This window comes from Halorubrum lipolyticum DSM 21995 (assembly GCF_000337375.1).
GTDB lineage: Archaea > Halobacteriota > Halobacteria > Halobacteriales > Haloferacaceae > Halorubrum > Halorubrum lipolyticum.
Window position 1 is genome coordinate 70,340 of sequence record NZ_AOJG01000038.1, and the last position, 16,132, is coordinate 86,471.

Here is a 16,132-nt window from a genome sequence, read left to right on the forward strand (position 1 = left end):
CGCCCGGAACGGGGCTCACCGCTCCCGGCCGAACCCGGCCGCGAACGTCGCCTCGTCGACCGAGAGGACGGTCGGCCGGCCGTGCGGGCACGCGTACGGGCGGTCGCATTCGCCGAGCCGGTCGAGGAGGGACCGCAGCTCCGTGCCGTCCAGCTCTCCGATCCCGCCGCGCTTCAGCGACGGGTGACACGCCAGATCGGCGAGCAGCGTCTCCCGGGCGTCTCGCGGCGACTCGCCGCCTGCGAGCGTCGCGAGCGCGTCCCGAAAGGCGTCCGCGTCGGCCGCCCGCCCGAACGGCGCCGGGACGGTCCGGAGCCTGACGGTCCCGCCGCCGAACGGCTCCGTCTCGAACCCGAGCGCCGCGAGGGCGTCGGCGTGCGCCTCCGCGGCCGCCGCCTCGTCGGCCGACAGCGACGCGGTCGCCGGCGGGTCGAGCGGGACTGTCGGCACCGCCTCGCCGTCGAACGCCCGGGCGAGCCGCTCGTAGTTCACCCGCTCGTGGGCGGCGTGGCCGTCGACGACCAGCAGCTCGTCGCCGGCCTCGACGAGGAGGTAGAGGTCGCGGAACGTCCCGATCGGCGCCGCGTCCGCGAACGGCGCCGGGCGCTCGCCCTCGTCGCCGCCGACCGGCTCCAGCGCCCCGCCTATCCCCGTGTCGACCTCGGCCTTCCGCCGGAGGTCGGCGCCCGTGAGCGCGTCGGCGACGACCGACTCCACCGCGTCCGCGACCGCGTCGGCGTCGCGGAGCCCGACCTCCCGCTTCGCCGGGTGGACGTTCGGGTCCACGCGGGCGGGCGGCAGCGACACGTCCACGGCCGCCACCGGTTCGCGGCCGTCGGGGAGCAGCCGGCCGTACCCGGCCCGGACCGCGGCCGCGACCCGGTCGTTCCGGACCGGACGCCCGTTCACCGAGACCCGGACGTGGTCGCGCGAGGAACGCGTCACCGACGGGTACGCGAGGACGCCGGACACGTCGACCGCGGTCGATTCGGTCCCGTCTCCACCGCTCGTCGCGATTTCGGTGCTCGCCGCGACCTCCGTCGACCGGCTCGCGGTCTCGCGGTCGTACGCGCCGAGGAGGGCGTCCGTTTTCCCGGACCCCGGCGTCGACAGCGTCCGCGACCCGTCGTGCTCCAGCGCGAACGCGACTTCGGGGTTCGCGAGCGCGTAGTCGGCGACTAACGAGGAGATCCGCGCGAACTCGGCCGCCGACCCCGCGAGCGACTCCCGGCGCGCGGGTCGGCCCGCGAACAGGTCCTCGACGACGACGGTGGTGCCGCGGGCGCGCCCGGCGTCGGTGACGGCGGGAGCATCCGAATCGAAGTCGCTCGCCGTCCCGTCGACGACGACCCGCGTCCCGACCGCGTCGCCGTCGCCCGTGACGAGTTCGAGCCGCGCGGCCTCGGCGATCGCGGCCAGCGCCTCGCCCCGGAAGCCGAGCGAGTCGACGCCGACCGGGTCGCCGTCGGGAGCGAGCTTGCTCGTCGCGTGGCGCTCGACGGCGAGCCGGGCGTCCCCGCGGCCCATCCCGCGGCCGTCGTCGGCGACCCGGATCCGGTCGGTGCCGTCGCCGTCGACGGCGACCTCGACCCGCGAGGCGCCGGCGTCGAGCGCGTTGTCGACGAGTTCGCCGACAACCCGAGCGGGACGGGTGACGACCTCGCCGGCGGCGATCCGGTCGACGGTGGCGGGAGCGAGCCGGCGGACCCGGCCCGGCGTTCGCTCTCCATCCCCGCCGACGCGCTCCTCACCCGTCATCGTCGACTCGCGACTGGAGGTCGTGGAGGGCGTTCAGCGCCTCGATCGGCGTCATCCGGGCGAGGTCGAGTTCGCGGAGGGCGGCGGTCAGACCGGTCGCAGAACCCTCACCGCTCGCGGAGTCGCTATCGGTCGCCGCGCCCGCGCTCTCGCCTTTCTCTCCTCCCTCCGTCTCCTCCGCGAGGAACTCCCGCAGCGATGCGTCGGCGTCCTCTTCCTCGCCGTCGGTCGGGGAATCGGCTCCGTCCGCCTCGGTATCGGTCGCCTCGGCGTCGGCGCCCGTCTCCGAGCCGTCCGTCTCCGCCGCCACCAGCGACCGCGAGCGCTCCACGACGGGCGCGGGCACGCCGGCGAGTTCGGCGACCTCGACGCCGTACGACGACGACGAGGCGCCGGGGACGACCCGGTGGAGGAACGTCACGTCGCCGCCCTCGCGAGTCGCCGTGAAGTGGAGGTTGAAGACGCGCTCGCGCTCCTCGGCGAGGTCGGTGAGTCCGTGGTAGTGGGTGGCGAAGAGGGCGGTCGCGCCGAGCTTGTCGTGAATGAACTCGGCGGCCGCGCGGGCGATGGCGCGCCCGTCGGTCGTGGCGGTGCCGCGGCCCACCTCGTCGAGGAGGACGAGCGAGTTCGGGCCCGCGTCGTGGAGGATCTCCGTCAGCTCGCTCATCTCGCGCATGAACGTCGACTGGCCGCCGGCGATGTCGTCGGAGGCGCCGACGCGGGTGAACAGCCGGTCGAAGACGGGGAGCGTGGCCGCCTGCGCGGGGACGAACGAGCCGGTCTGCGCGAGCACGACCGCGAGCGCGACCGACCGCATGTACGTCGACTTCCCGCTCATGTTCGGCCCCGTGATCACCGCGATCGACCCGCGCGGGAGGTCGGCGTCGTTCGGGACGAACGACTCCTCGGCGCGCTCGACGACCGGGTGACGACCCCCCTCGATCTCGACGCCGGCGTCGGGGTCGGCGTCGGGACCGGCAGCGGGGTCGTCGACGATCTCCGGGCGGACGTAGTCGCGCTCGACGGCGACGGTCGCCAGCGAGCGGAGGGCGTCGAGCTCGGCGATCGCGTCCGCGAGCCCCTGGATCCGCTCCGTCTCGTCCGCGACGCGACCGCGCACGTCGACGAACAGCTCGTACTCGAGGGCGTCCGCGCGCTCCGCGGCGCCGACGATCTCCTCCTCGCGCTCCTTCAGATCGGGCGTGTAGTAGCGCTCGCTGTTCTTCAGCGTCTGTCGCCGGCGGTAGTCGTCGGGGACGCGGTCGAGGTTGGCGTCGGTCACCTCGATGTAGTAGCCGTGGACCTGGTTGTGCCCGACCGACAGCGAGTCGATCCCGGTGCGCTCGCGCTCGGCCGCCTCCAGGTCGGCGACCCACTCCCGGCCCTCGCGCTCGGTGTCGCGGAGGTCGTCGAGGTCGTCGTCGAACCCCGACCCGATCACGCCGCCCTCGGTGATCTCCGGCGGGGGGTTCGCGGCGATCGCGTCGTCGATCAGCTCCCGGACCTCGGTCAGCTCGTCGAGGCGGTCGCGGAGGTCGCGGAGGCGGTCGGTTCGCGGGAGGTCGGTCTCGTCATCGACGCGCTCGCCCGCCGCCCCCGCCAGCGTCGCCTTCAGCGCCGGCACGACCGCGAGCGTCGCGTGCAGCGAGCGCAGGTCGCGGGCGTCGGCGCGGCCCCGGGAGATCCGCCCGACGAGCCGTTCGAGGTCGTAGGCGGCCCCGAGCGCGTCGGCGAGCCCCTCGCGGGCCAACGTGCGGTCGGCCAGCTCGCCGACCGCGTCGTGGCGGCTCCGGATCGCGTCGGCGTCGACGAGCGGGCGCCGGAGCCACCGCTCCAGACACCGGCGGCCGAGCGCGCAGCTCGTCTCGTCGAGCGCGTCGAACAGGGTATCGCTCGCGCCCAGCCCGCGGTTCTCGAACAGCTCGAGGCTGCGCTGGGCGGCCGCGTCGAGCCGGAGCCGGTCGCGCGGGTCGTACCGCCGGATCCGGGTGACGTACGAGAGCGGGCCGTCGTCGCCCTGCGTGTACTCGGCGTACGCGAGCACCGCCCCGGCGGCGCGGAGCTCGGCGTCGCCGTCGAACCGGCGGTCGGGGGCGGGGAGATACGGCTCCAGCCGCTCGATCGCGGCCCGGCGCTCGAAGGCGCCGGTGTCGTAGGCGTGGGTCGTCCAGCCGCGCTCGGCGTCCGACGGGTCGAAGTCGGGGGCGTTCGGTCCCGCGATCAGCTCCGCGGGCGCGACCCGGTCGAGCTCCTCCGCGACCGCGTCGCGGTCGCCCGAGGTGACGAGGAACTCGCCGGTCGAGACGTCGACGGCGGCGAGGCCGACGGTCGCCGTCTCGGAGCCGGTCTCGTCGCTTCCGCCTCCCCCGTCGCTTCCGCCTCCCCCGTCGCCGGCCGCAACCGCCGCCACGTAGTTCGTCGTTCCGGCCTCCAACAGCTCGTCCTCGACGACGGTCCCGGGCGTGATCACCTCGGTGACGGCGCGGTCGACGAGGCCGGACGCCTGCTCCGCGTCCTCGACCTGGTCGCCGAGGGCGACGCGGTAGCCCGCGTCGAGCAGCGATTCGAGGTAGGGAGCGGCGTTGTCGATGGGGACCCCCGCCATGGGGTAGTCGCCGGTCGAGTCGGAGCGCTCCGTCAGCGTCACCTCGCAGACGCGGGCGACCGCCGCGGCCGCCTCGCAGAACGCCTCGTAGAAGTCGCCGACCTGGAACAGCACGAGGGCGTCCTCGTGGGCCGCACACAGGTCGGCGTACTGCGAGAGCATCGGCGTCAGCTCCTCGCGGGCGGCGGCGATCCCCGGCGGGAGCCCCGTCACCGTCTCGCGGTCCGCAGTCGGCATACCACGGATCCGGTCGCCCGCGGACATAAACAGTGCGGAGGCGGTGTGGCGGTAGGCGGTGCGGAGGCTGCCGGTGAACTCGCCCGAATCCGGAGAACTAAGTCGGTCGACCGTTGGTGTCAACGCATGACACTTTCATCGGATCCGATATCTCTCGCGGTGCTCGCGGTGAACACCCTCGTCGGCGCCGTGTTGGTCGCCGGCGCGTACGACCTCAAGGACCACGTGCTCGGCTGGATCAGTTGGATCGGCGGCGCGGTCGTCGGCGGGTTCGTCGGCTGGGTGGTGCTCCCCGAGTTCGTGGCGGTGCCGCCGGCCGCCGGGCAGCGGCTGGTCCTCGCCGGGGCGGCCGTGCTGATCGGCACCGTCCTCGGTCGGGTCCTGATCCCCCTGGCGGCGCGGTTCGCGGTGTCGATCGCGGCGTTCGTCTTCGCGACCCTCGCCGTGCTCGTGTTGACCGCCGGCGAGTCGCTCCTCCGGCGGTTCTACGATCCCGGGGCCTCCGGGCTCGACGCGGTCGCGGTTGACGCGGCGATCGAGTCGTCGCTGCTCTCGCAGCCCGCGTTCCAGCGGTTCCTGCTGGTCGCGGTCCTCGTCGGCGTCGTCGCCGGGATCCTGGCGATGCGGTACTACGACTACATCATCACGGTATCGCTCGTCGCGCTCGGGGCCGGGCTCGTGGCGACGACCGTTCCCGTCTGGCAGGCCGTCGCCGCCGGTGAGTCCGTGGCGTTCGTCGAACAGGCGGGCCCCTCGAACGCGGCGTTCGCCGCGGTGTTCGTCGTCGGCGTCGCGGTCCAGTACGTCCGCCACTCCGGAAGCGGCCCCGGCGGGAGCGACGCGCTCGCCTGATCCGGCGCCGCTCGACGACGTTCTTCGCCCGATATCCGACGGGAGCGTTCGGCTCCCGCCCGAGCGCTTACAACGCTGGAGCCCCGAGGGAACCCGTGACGAACCGCGCGATCGTCGTCGGCATGGCAGCGACGTTCATCGGACTGACGGCCCTCCTGCTCGTCGCCGGAGTCGTCGTCTCCCCCGTCCTGCTCGCGGTCGCCGTCCCGTTCGGCGTCGTCTCGTACTTCCTCTGGTACCACGCCAGCGGCCGGCTCCGCGACCGCGTCCGCCGCGAGGCCGCGCGGGCGGGTCCCGGGGAGCAGGCGCGGGCCAGACAGCGCGCGAAAGCCGCCGAACACCGCCGGTCGGCGTACCGATCGGCCGGCGCGACTGACGGCGGGTTCGGCCGCGGCGGGGCGGGGACCGCTCGCGGCGCTCGGTCGGCGTCCGGGGCCGGCGCCCGCGACCCCCGCGACCGCGCCCCGCCGACGGGGCGAATGTCCGAACGCGAGGCCTACGAGACGCTCGGGCTCGACCGGACCGCCGACAGCGAGGCGATCCGCTCCACCTACCGTGAGCGAGCGAAGCGGCTCCACCCGGACGGGGAGGACGGCGACGAGGCGGCGTTCAAGGAGCTGAACGAGGCGTACGAGCTGTTGAGGGACTGACAGCGGTCTTCGCTCCACTTGCCCCTCCGATCACGGAGCGCCGGCGCCGTCGAGCGCCGCCGCGAGTACGGTCTCCGCCTCCGCGAGCTCCGCCTGCGTGTTCACGTTGGTGAACGTCCGCGACGTGGTGCGCTCGCGGATCTCGGCGTCGCCGACGACGACGCGGTCGAGGTCGTCGATCGGCGCGAGCACCTTCCGGTCGCCGCGGGCGAGGGCGCGCTCGCAGGCGGTTGCCATCGCCTCGGCGTGATACACTGCCTGCGTCGTCTGGAGCCAGCGGTCGTCGAGCCGCGGGATCGCGGCCTCGAGGCCCGCGGCGTCCCCGCGGAGGGTCCCGAGAAACGACGGGTCGACGAACGGCATGTCGCAGGCGACGACGGCGACGTACTCGCCGGCGGCGACCCGGCAGGCGTTCCGGATGCCCGCGACCGGTCCGAGGTCGGGCTCGTCGTCGACCGCCCAGCGGACGGGGAGCCCGAAACCGTCGAGCGCGCCGCCGAGCGCGTCCCGCTGGTCGGGCCGGCAGTTGATCACGAGCTCGTCGACGACCGGGTCGCCGCCGGCGGCGCGGTCGGCGCCCGGCGGAACGGGGTCGTCGTCGCCGGCGAGCCGGTCCGCGACGCGGCGGACCATCGGCACGCCCGCGAGCGGAGCGACGGCCTTGTCGCGGTCGCCGAAGCGCGTCGAGCGCCCCCCGGCGAGGATGGCTCCGGTTGTCACGGATCGCCCATCGGCTCCGAGGGACTTCGCGGTTGCGGTCGGAGCCGAGGCGGGCGGGAAACCGCCGGCGAAAGACCCGCGTTCCGGACCGGAGGCGGCGTCCCAACACCCGGTAAAGCGACCCGTTAAGTGGCCGGCGACCCACCGTTCTGACATGGCAGAGGCCACGGATCTGGAGGAGCTGAAGCGGGGGACCGACCTGGTCAAGCGCGGCTTCGCGCGGATGCAGAAGGGCGGGGTCATCATGGACGTCGTCACCCGCGAGCAGGCGCGGATCGCGGAGGACGCCGGCGCGGTCGCGGTGATGGCGCTGGAGGCGGTCCCGGCCGACATCCGCAAGCGCGGCGGCGTCGCGCGGATGCCCGACCCGGGGAACGTCACCGAGATCATCGACGAGGTGTCGATCCCGGTGATGGGGAAATCGCGGATCGGCCACCGCAAGGAGGCGGAGATCCTGGAGTCGCTCGGCGTCGACATGATCGACGAGTCGGAGGTGCTCACGCCCGCCGACGACGAGTACCACACCGACAAGCGCGACTTCGCGTCGCCGTTCGTCTGCGGCGCCCGGAACCTCCCCGAGGCGCTCCGGCGCGTCCGCGAGGGCGCGGCGATGATCCGGACGAAGGGCGAGGCCGGCACCGGCGACGTGAATCAGGCCGTCCAACACCAGCGCACGATCAAGAATCAGATCCGGACGCTCACCGGACTCAACTACGAGGAGCGCGAGAAGTGGGCCCGCGAGCACGGCGCCCCCCGCGACCTGGTCCACGAGACCGCCGAGGCCGGGCGGCTCCCGGTCGTCAACTTCGCCGCCGGCGGGATCGCGACGCCCGCGGACGCGGCGCTGATGATGTACCACGGCTGCGACGGCATCTTCGTCGGCTCCGGCATCTTCGGCGCGGAGGACCCCGTCGCGATGGGCACGGCGATCGTCGAGGCCGTCAACAACTGGGACGACCCGGACGAGCTCGCCGACATCGCCTCCGGCATCGGCAAGGGGATGAAGGGCCAGTCGAACGAGGACATGCCCGAAGAGGAGAAGCTGCAGGGCCGCGGCGTCTGAAGACGGGGTTATAATCTACGGCGGAAGGACCCCGAACTCCGCTCCGCTCTCGCTTCCGTCGCCGCCGTCGCCGTTCTGCCCCCGTCGCCGGCGCCTCGGACGAGGCGATTCGTGGGCGAACGGATACGTGCGCCGTCACTCGGTCGAGCTATTTCTCGAGAGAACCGTCTGGGAGCAGTGCCCTGTCCCCGTTCCGGACGGCCCATCGCCGGCCTCGATCAACGGCGTCCCCGTTCTCCCGACCGCGAGCGCCCTCTCCCGACTGGAGCAGCCTCCGGTGCGACCGTCCCGGAGCGCAAATCGCGGAGTTAGTAGCGGGGGCGTCCGGCGTCACCAAATCATTTAATAAAAGCAAAGAATCACAAGAAGTACAAAATTTATTATCTATTAATCGGGCGGTGGTTTTTCCGAAAGATAGGAGTGCTTTCACGAGAACGCCGCCCGGCGTCGGAGCTCGTGACATCGCGATGGGATCCGGAACTACCGGGCGCTAGAGGCACCGAAATCCCGGAATACGCAGAAAAGAGACACTCTCAGTCGAGAACCGGCCGAACGCGGAATATCGTGTCAGTGACCCACGACTGGCGTCGCGTATTTCCGACTCGTCGCTCGGCGAGTTCCCGATACCGTTCGATTTGAGCCGTTAAACGAGTACTAAGCTGCTCTCCGTGACTTGGCCGCGTCGTCGATCGTGACGGACCCCCACTCGGCGTCGCTCGACAGGGCTTCCGTCCGCAGTCTCGGGAAGCGGGCGGCTGATCTGAATTTATATAAAAATACAATAATACATTTATTTATGATATGTTGGTGCCCACATCGGGTATCACCGTCGCTGATCGATGGGTCGTCCGGTGACGTCGAAGACGGCCGTCGGTGCGTCTACGACCCATCATTACTGATGTACGAATGTAACGACACATCGACGGTCTTCGCCGGTGCGTCGCCCGCGCGTCGTTCGTTCGAGAGTGTCGAGTCACCGAAAATGGATCGAACGACAGTTCTGCAGAGCAAAACGCTCACGAGTACGTCACGGGAAAAGCGCTCACGAGTACGTCGCGCGAATCCCGATGATCTGGGCGGACTGCGCGACCATCTCGGGGACCTCCTCGTGATACCACGTCCCGTTCATTCGGGTTGTCGGCCCGGAGACGCTGATCGCGCCGAGGACGCGCCCGTCGTCGGCCGACAGGATCGGCGCGCCGACCGCGCGCATGCCGACGGTCCGCTCCTCGTCGTTGAACGCGTATCCGCGTTCGGCGATCTCGTCGAGCTCGGTCCGCAGCGCCTCGGCGTCGGTGAGCGTGTCCGGCGTCTGCTCGTCGAACGCCACTTGGTCGAGCACAGCGTCGAGTCGGTCGTCGGAGAGGTGCGCGAGGTACGCCTTCCCGACCGAGGTCGCGTGGAGGTCGACGACGGTCCCGATGTGCGAGTCGGTCCGCACCGCCTGGTCCGCCAGCGACTGGTAGACGTAGATCCCGACGCCGTCCTCCTCGACCATCACCTGCGCGCGCTCGCCCACGGCCTCGACCAGGCTGTCCGTCTCGGGCTTGGCGACGTGGTACAGGTCGTGGTGCTGACGCGCGCGGTCGCCGAGCCCGAGGAACTGCAGCCCGAGCCGGTACTCGTCGCCCTCCTGTACGACGTACCCCAGCTCGCGGAGGGTCTGGAGGTGGTTGTGGACCGTGCTCTTCGAGATCGACAGCGACTCCGCCAGCTCCGAGACGCCGCACCCCTCCCGCTCGCCGAGTCGTTCGAGGATACGGAACGATCGTTCCGTCGCTCCGACCGTCGCCGCGTTCGGTGTGTCGTCGCGTGCCATACTCGGAGGAACGCGGAGGGGGGTGAAATATCTGTCGCGTTCGTTCGGCTCAGCAGAACGATTGTCCCGTCTTACGGTCGGAGCGCGGCGACCGTCTCCCGGACCGGGCGCTCCGCGACCGCGTCTAGGGCGTCGAGCGCTTCGTCGACGCGGGAGTCGTCCCCTCGACCGCCGGCGAGTCCGTGCGCCAGCAGCGTGCGGTTCCGCGCGCGGTACTCGGCGGCGGGCACGGGGTCGCGGTAGTCGCCGCGGGGGTAGTCGCGCGAGCCGGTCAGGGTCGTCCCGTCGCGCAGTTCGACCGTCACGCTCGCCCCCCACGACTCGGGGAACGCCGCCTCGTACGCGTCGTCCTCGCGGAGTTCGACGCGGGCGGCCACGGACCGGACGGTCTCGTCGGCCAGCGCCTCGGCCGTGAAGCTCTCGAGGTCGACGCTCCCGCGACAGAGGTACGTCGCCAGCACGTGCGGCGCGGAGAACTTCCCGGCGGTCATCGTCTCGGGCTCGGCGTGAGACATGTCGGTCGCGTTGGCGAACGTCCGGACGGTGATCGACTCTACGTCGTTCGGGTCGACCGCCCACCCCTCCGCGGTCCGCCCGTCGATCGCCTCGCGGAGCGCGTCGAGCGGCGGGTGGGTGTACCGGCACGAGGGGTAGGGTTTGACGTAGTGCTCCGCGATCGCCCACTCCGCGCCGAGCGTCTCGAACTGGCCGGCGAACCCGTCCGGCAGCAGGTCCTCGAAGGGGTCGTACACCGCCTCGATCGCCGCGCGCGAGCCCTCCAGTCCCGCGAGCGCGGTCAGCGCCGCGGTCACGCCGGCCTGCGCCGAGAAGCCGGCGGTGAAGTTCCGCGCGGGCGCGCCCTCCGCGTACGGGTCGTGCATCGAGACCACCGCGAGGTTCGCGGCGATCCGGAACGTCTCCGCGAGCTCCTCCGCGCTCGCGTCCAGACAGAGGGCGCTCGTCACCGCCGGCCCGACGGTCGTCCACGTCGAGTGCGGGTTCCGGACGAGCCACGGGATCGCGTCGTTCATCCGGTCTTTCATGACGAAGATCGCCCGCTCCAACCGGACGCAGACCTCGTAGGCCCGAGTACACGCGTCCACGAACGCCTCGCCGTCGACGTCGTTCGCCTCCGCGGCGGCGAGCCCCCCGGCGACGATCCCGGCGCCGACGTGACCTCCCGTGTTGTGCCCCTCCTCGACCTCCTGCGCGATGGCGGCCGCCGCGTTGGTCATGGCGGCCTGCGGCGGCGCGACCCGCCGGTCGGTCCCGAGGATCGACGCCTCGCCGTCGGCGAACGCCCCGTCCCTCGCGACGCCCGCGACGCCGGGCGCCGCCGACCCGGCCACGGCGGCCGCCAGCACGTCCGCGACCACCGCCCGCCCGTGTTCGCGGGCCTCGTCGCCGACGGGCGACGCGAGGAAGTCAGCGACCGCTCGCTCCCACTCTCGTGTGTGTCGTGTTGCCATATCCGAGCAACGCGCGTCGCGGGCAAAAGCGTATGGGCCGCGGCGGCCGATATAAAAAGGGTCCCGTGAACTCAGCGCCGCGCGAGCGTACAGAGGACGCGCGGCGGCTCCGGCGCCCTGGCGCTCTCCCAGAGGGTGGCCGCTCGGTCCTCGCCGATCACGGGCGCGACCAGCTCCCGGAACTTCGACTCGAGCCGCGCCTCGTCGAACGGGTCGTGGTCGCCCCCGCGCGGCGCGGCGACCTCCCGCGAGAATCGCTCGTCAGCGGTCTCGACGGTCACCCGCGCGCCCCGCTGCTCGGGGGCTCGGGCGGCGATCTCGTCGTCGACGGCGACGGTGACGCGCTCCGCGAGCGCGATCGCCTCGGGGGTTATCGCCTCGTCCGCGAACGCGGGCGGCCCGGAGTCGCCGCGCAGCAGCGCCGTCGCGACCGCGAAGGGGATCGAGAACTTCGCCTGCAGCTGGTTCCGCGGTCGCGGCTCGGTCAGCCGCGCGGCCGCCGGGTACGTCTCGACGCGCACCGACTCCACTGCACCCGGGTCCAGCCCGTCCGGGAGCGCCGCGACGGCGTCCAGCGCCGGGTGGGTGTACCGGCACGCGGCGTGGACCTTGAAGTAGCCGTGCTCCAGCTCCCAGCGGTCGCCGAGCCCCGCGGCGAGCGCCGCCTCGTCGACCTCGTTCTCGGCGGCGTGTTCGAGGTGCCGCGCGACCCCGTTCGCTAGGCCGCCGAACCCGGCCTCGGCCTGATCGACGGCGACCAGCGCCGCGAGGTTGCTCATGCCGGCGTAGGCGTTCCGCACGGTCGCGCCCTCGGTCGCCGCCTCGAACCGGGTGTGTTGGGCGTAGTTCGCCGCGATAGCCATGGCCGACCGCGTCGTCTCCGGGTCGAGCCCGCGAGAGCGGGCGACCGCGGCCGCGCCGCCGACCGCGCCCCACACGCCGTGCGGGTGGTACCCCGACCGGAGCGCCCCGACCGCGCGGGCGGTCCGGACGGCGGCCTCGTAGCCCGCGACGAACGAGCGCACGAACGCGTCGCTGTCGCCGTACCCGATCTCGGCGTCGGCCAACAGCGCGGGCAAGACGTGGATCGCTGGGTGGCCGGCCGCGAACCGGTGTCCCTCGTCGAGCTCGAGGACGGTCCCCGCCGCGCCGTTGCAGAGCGCCGCCAGCGGCGGGACCGTCTCGCCGCCGTCGGCGCCGAGCACCGTCGCGCCGCCGGAGACGCCGTCGGTCCAGCGCCGCGCGAGCGCGCCGACCGCGTCGTCGGTCGACCCCGCCACGATCGCGCCGAGCGTGTCGGCGATGGTGAGTCCGGCCCGGTCGCGGACTCGGTCGGGGATCGCGTCCGTCTCCAGCTCCGCGACGAACGTCGCCAGCTCGCGCTCGGGCTCAGGCGCCATCGTCGTCCAGCAGGTCGGTGCGCGACCGGAGCAGTTCGACGAAGCGGGACGGCCACGACACCACGCCTTTCGGGCTGTACAACACGATCGCGATGAGGATGACCCCGTAGACGGCGTTGTTCAGTCCGGGAATCGAGAAGGACTGACGGACGAACTCGCCGACGGGGATGACGACGAACGCCCCAACGATCGGGCCGAGGACGGTGCCGATCCCGCCGACGATCGCCGGCAGGAGGATCTCGACGTTGACGAGCAGCTCGAACACCGTCGACGGGCGGATCGTGTTGAAGTACATCGCCCAGAACGCCCCGGGCCACGCCGTGAAGAAGGCGCTCACGGCGACGGCCAGCAGCTTGTACCGGTAGGTCGGGACGCCGATGGCGGCCGCGGCCTGCTCCCGCTCGCGGATCGCGAACAGGTAGTAGCCGAGCTGCGACCGGTTGATCGCGAGCGAGACGGCGGTGACGACCGTCAGGAACCCGAGGATCAGGTAGTAGTACGGCAGGTCGCCGGTGAACTGGAACGCGGCCAGCCCCGGGCCGTCGGCGTACTCGCGCGCGAGGGGCCTGAAGAACCCGCTCGCGCCGCCGAGCTGCGGGACGTTCGTGAACACGTACCGCAGCAGCTCCGCGAACGCCAGGGTCGCCAGCGCGAAGTAGTGGCCCTCCAGGTCGTAGCGGAAGGTCAACGCGCCGATCAGCAGGCCGTACAGCCCCGCGAGAGTGCTGCCGAGCAGCATCCCGATCCACGGGGAGATCGCGAAGGTGCTGGTCAGGATGATCGTCGCGTACGCGCCGAGGCCGAAGAACGCGGCGTGGCCGAACGAGAACTGACCGGTGTACCCCGACATGATGTTCCACGCCTGCGCGGTCGTCGCCCAGACGAGGGTGACGATGAGCATGTTCAGGCTGAGCCAGCCCAGCGGGGCGACCCCGAACAGCGCGAGCTGTCGGAGGAACGGCATCGCCGCGAGGATGATGAGACTCGCCGCGACCAGCGCGGGCAGCGCGTACCACTCGTCTCTGAACGCGCCGTACCGCTCGACGGCCCGGGAGAGCGCGCTACTCATCGGCGCTCCCTCCGAGCAGTCCCTCCGGTTTCACGAGCAACACGAGGATGAAGGCCATGAAGATCACGATCTGGTAGGTTGAGCCGCCCAGGTACGCCGAGCCGAACACCTGGATGAAGCCGATGATGAGCCCGCCGACGAACGCGCCGGGGAAGGAGCCGAGCCCGCCCAGCACGACCACGACGAACGCGTTTATCAGGTACTGGTCGCCGAGCGCCGGCGTGAACGACTGGAACAGCGGGATGACCCCGCCCGCGAGCCCCGCCAGCGCCGCGCCGATTCCGAAGGTGAGCGCGTCGATCCGGGGCACGTCGATGCCGACGTACTGCGCGCCGTCGCGGTTGTCGGCGGTCCCGCGGATCGCCCGCCCGAGCATCGTTCGCTGGAGGAACAGCCACGTTCCGGCCAGCGCGACGAGCGCGATGACGAGCGCGTACAGCTGCCCCTGCGGGACGAACACGCCGGCGATATTGAGGGAGCCGAGGTCGAGCCCGAGCTGTTGGGGGTCGGAGCCGAAGACCATCTCGACGCCGCTGACGAGGATCAACAGGACCCCGAAGGTGACGATGAGCTGGTTCTCCTGTGGCGCGTCGATGATCGGCGCGATCGTCGACCGATAGACGACGACGCCGAGGACGAACAGCAACACGACGGCGAACGGGATGGCGAAAAACGGCGAGAGGCCCGTGGCGTCGGAGAAGACCAACACCGCGTACATCGCGACCACCATCAGCGCCCCGTGCGCGAAGTTGATGACGTCCATCACGCCGAAGATCATCGTCAGTCCGAGCGCGACGAGCCCGTAGATCCCGCCGAGCAGCACCGCGAACACGAAGTACTGAGCGAAGATCGTCGGAGACGGCAGCGAGAGGCCGAGCACGGCGTGCGTGCCGAGCGCGTCGAACGTGCCGGCGAGGGCGGCGAGCCCTCCGAGCGCGTCGGCGGGGCCGGCGGGCGCGCCCGAGACACCGCCGAGCGCGACGGCGGGGGCTTCTCGACAGCAGGCGTCAGAGAGAAACGAGGAGCGCATGTGGGTCAGAACTGCACGTCGGTCTCGGCGAACTCCTCGGGTGCGACGACGCGGTCCTCGAGGTCCTGGATCTGGAACAGCGGAGCGAGCGCGTTCTCGTTCTCGCCGTTGTCCGCGAAGGTGATCGGCGGCATCGCCGCGATGTGGTCCTCGACGGTGATCGATCCGAGCGCGTCGTTGATGTCATCGGGGTCGGCCGAGGCGGCCTCCTCGATCGCCGCGATGATGACCTCGGTGGCCGCGTACGTCATCGCGACGTTCGCGTCGAACCCGGAGTCGAACTCGGACTCGAAGCGCGAGCGGACCTCCGCGGCGCGGTCGGAGGTCGGGTCGAGCGCGAAGTTCGTCGCGAAGCCGCCCTCGACGGTGTCGCCCATCTCCTCGAGCGCGCTGACGTCGTTCATCGCCGCGTTCGAACAGCCCGTCAGGTAGTCCGGCTGGTAGTCCTGGTTGTCCATCGCGTTGACGAGCTCGATCGTCCCCGGTCGGTAGGTCGTCGCGATGACGGCGTCCGGGTCCGCGTCCCGGAGCGACGTGACCTGCGTGTCGGCGGTGTCACCCGACTCGTAGGCGGTCTCGGCGACGATCTCGATGTCGTTCGCCGGGAGCTCCTCGCGGAGCGCGTCGCGGATCGACTGCCCGAAGCTGATGTCGATGTAGAACAGCCCCGCGGTCTCGATCTCCTCACCGGCGTTCCGGACGGTCTCGGCGAGGAGCCGCGCGTGGTCGATCGCCATCTGGTCCGCCGGCGGCTGCGGGCGGTACGCGTAGTTGAGCTGCGTCTCCCGCAGGATCGAGTTGGCCACGGACACCGAGATGACGAACGGCACGCCCGCGCTCTCCGAGGTCCGGGTCGCCGCGCTCGTCACCGGCGAGGAGTAGCAGCCGGTCAGCACGCTCGCGCCGTCGTCGATGAGCTCTTGGGCGACCTCGCCGCCGAGCTCCTGTGCGCCCTCGTTGTCGCCGCTGATGACGCTGAGTTCCGCGCCGTCGAGCGATTCGATGCCGCCCGCCTCGTTCTTCAGCATCGCGGCCAGCCTGACCGCCTGGTCCATCCGCTCGCCGGTGTTGCTGAGGCCCCCGCTCAGCGGGTGGTTCGAGCCGATGATCACCTCGTCCGGGGCGTCGCCGCCGTCGCTCCCGTCAGAGCCGTCAGAGCCGTCGGAGCCGTCGCTTCCATCGCTCCCGTCGGAGCCGTCGTCGCCGTCGCCGCCGCCGGTACTGCTACAGCCGGCCAGCGCGCCGGTGACTCCGGCCGCGCCGCTGTACTTGACAAACGACCGTCTACTGACACTATCTGCGGGATTGTCTCCCATATACGTCTTGTGTGTGACGGGTGCACATATAGTTTGTTACGGAAAATTGTGATCGCTAGCGCGGATCGTGACAGGCGGTCGAGATCGGTGGGAGAAACAGTCGATCGAGACCGGAGCGGTCCGGCGGTGCGGTCGAGGCCGAGA

Annotated in this window: 12 protein-coding genes; 3 read left to right on the top strand and 9 right to left on the bottom strand. The window is 71.6% G+C overall.

Features of this window, described 5'->3' with window-relative positions:
* Positions 1–15: 15 nt before the first annotated feature.
* The gene (gene mutL, locus C469_RS13425) at positions 16–1,758 is read right to left on the bottom strand and encodes a DNA mismatch repair endonuclease MutL (RefSeq protein WP_008007486.1); all 1,743 of its coding nucleotides are present in this window, start codon (positions 1,756–1,758) and stop codon (positions 16–18) included.
* Positions 1,748–4,600: a DNA mismatch repair protein MutS gene (gene mutS / locus C469_RS13430; RefSeq protein ID WP_049911440.1), complete on the bottom strand. Its 2,853-nt coding sequence runs from the start codon at positions 4,598–4,600 to the stop codon at positions 1,748–1,750. Before mutS ends, mutL begins: the two co-directional genes overlap by 11 nt.
* A gap of 126 nt (positions 4,601–4,726) precedes the next feature.
* Between mutS and C469_RS13435 the strand changes: the two genes are divergently transcribed.
* Positions 4,727–5,452, top strand: a complete 726-nt coding sequence (locus C469_RS13435; protein ID WP_241430030.1) for a hypothetical protein — start codon at positions 4,727–4,729, stop codon at positions 5,450–5,452.
* Positions 5,453–5,547: 95 nt separating this feature from the next.
* Positions 5,548–6,102, top strand: a complete 555-nt coding sequence (locus tag C469_RS13440; RefSeq protein WP_008007491.1) for a J domain-containing protein — start codon at positions 5,548–5,550, stop codon at positions 6,100–6,102.
* 30 nt (positions 6,103–6,132) lie between these two features.
* Here C469_RS13440 and mobA read toward each other — a convergent pair whose 3' ends face one another.
* Positions 6,133–6,822, bottom strand: coding sequence for a molybdenum cofactor guanylyltransferase (mobA, locus tag C469_RS13445; protein ID WP_008007493.1), 690 nt, complete (start codon positions 6,820–6,822; stop codon positions 6,133–6,135).
* Positions 6,823–6,976: 154 nt separating this feature from the next.
* Here mobA and pdxS point away from each other — a divergent pair, with 154 nt between their 5' ends.
* Complete coding sequence (gene pdxS / locus C469_RS13450; protein ID WP_008007495.1) at positions 6,977–7,885, top strand: pyridoxal 5'-phosphate synthase lyase subunit PdxS; 909 nt, start codon at positions 6,977–6,979, stop codon at positions 7,883–7,885.
* A gap of 1,042 nt (positions 7,886–8,927) precedes the next feature.
* On the opposite strand, the gene C469_RS13455 is transcribed toward pdxS, so the two are convergent.
* The 6 genes from C469_RS13455 to C469_RS13480 all read right to left on the bottom strand — a co-directional run bounded on the left by C469_RS13455 (position 8,928) and on the right by C469_RS13480 (position 15,988).
* Positions 8,928–9,704, bottom strand: a complete 777-nt coding sequence (locus tag C469_RS13455; protein WP_008007497.1) for an IclR family transcriptional regulator — start codon at positions 9,702–9,704, stop codon at positions 8,928–8,930.
* A gap of 71 nt (positions 9,705–9,775) precedes the next feature.
* Positions 9,776–11,173: an MmgE/PrpD family protein gene (locus C469_RS13460; RefSeq protein ID WP_008007499.1), complete on the bottom strand. Its 1,398-nt coding sequence runs from the start codon at positions 11,171–11,173 to the stop codon at positions 9,776–9,778.
* Between the two features lie 71 nt (positions 11,174–11,244).
* Positions 11,245–12,573: an MmgE/PrpD family protein gene (locus tag C469_RS13465; RefSeq protein ID WP_008007501.1), complete on the bottom strand. Its 1,329-nt coding sequence runs from the start codon at positions 12,571–12,573 to the stop codon at positions 11,245–11,247.
* A complete protein-coding gene (locus C469_RS13470; protein WP_008007502.1) occupies positions 12,563–13,642 on the bottom strand; it encodes a branched-chain amino acid ABC transporter permease in 1,080 nt (359 codons plus the stop codon). Before C469_RS13470 ends, C469_RS13465 begins: the two co-directional genes overlap by 11 nt.
* Complete coding sequence (locus C469_RS13475; RefSeq protein ID WP_008007504.1) at positions 13,635–14,672, bottom strand: branched-chain amino acid ABC transporter permease; 1,038 nt, start codon at positions 14,670–14,672, stop codon at positions 13,635–13,637. The genes C469_RS13470 and C469_RS13475 overlap by 8 nt, the downstream gene beginning before the upstream one ends.
* Positions 14,673–14,677: 5 nt before the next feature.
* Positions 14,678–15,988, bottom strand: a complete 1,311-nt coding sequence (locus C469_RS13480; RefSeq protein ID WP_008007505.1) for a substrate-binding domain-containing protein — start codon at positions 15,986–15,988, stop codon at positions 14,678–14,680.
* Positions 15,989–16,132 lie beyond the last annotated feature (144 nt).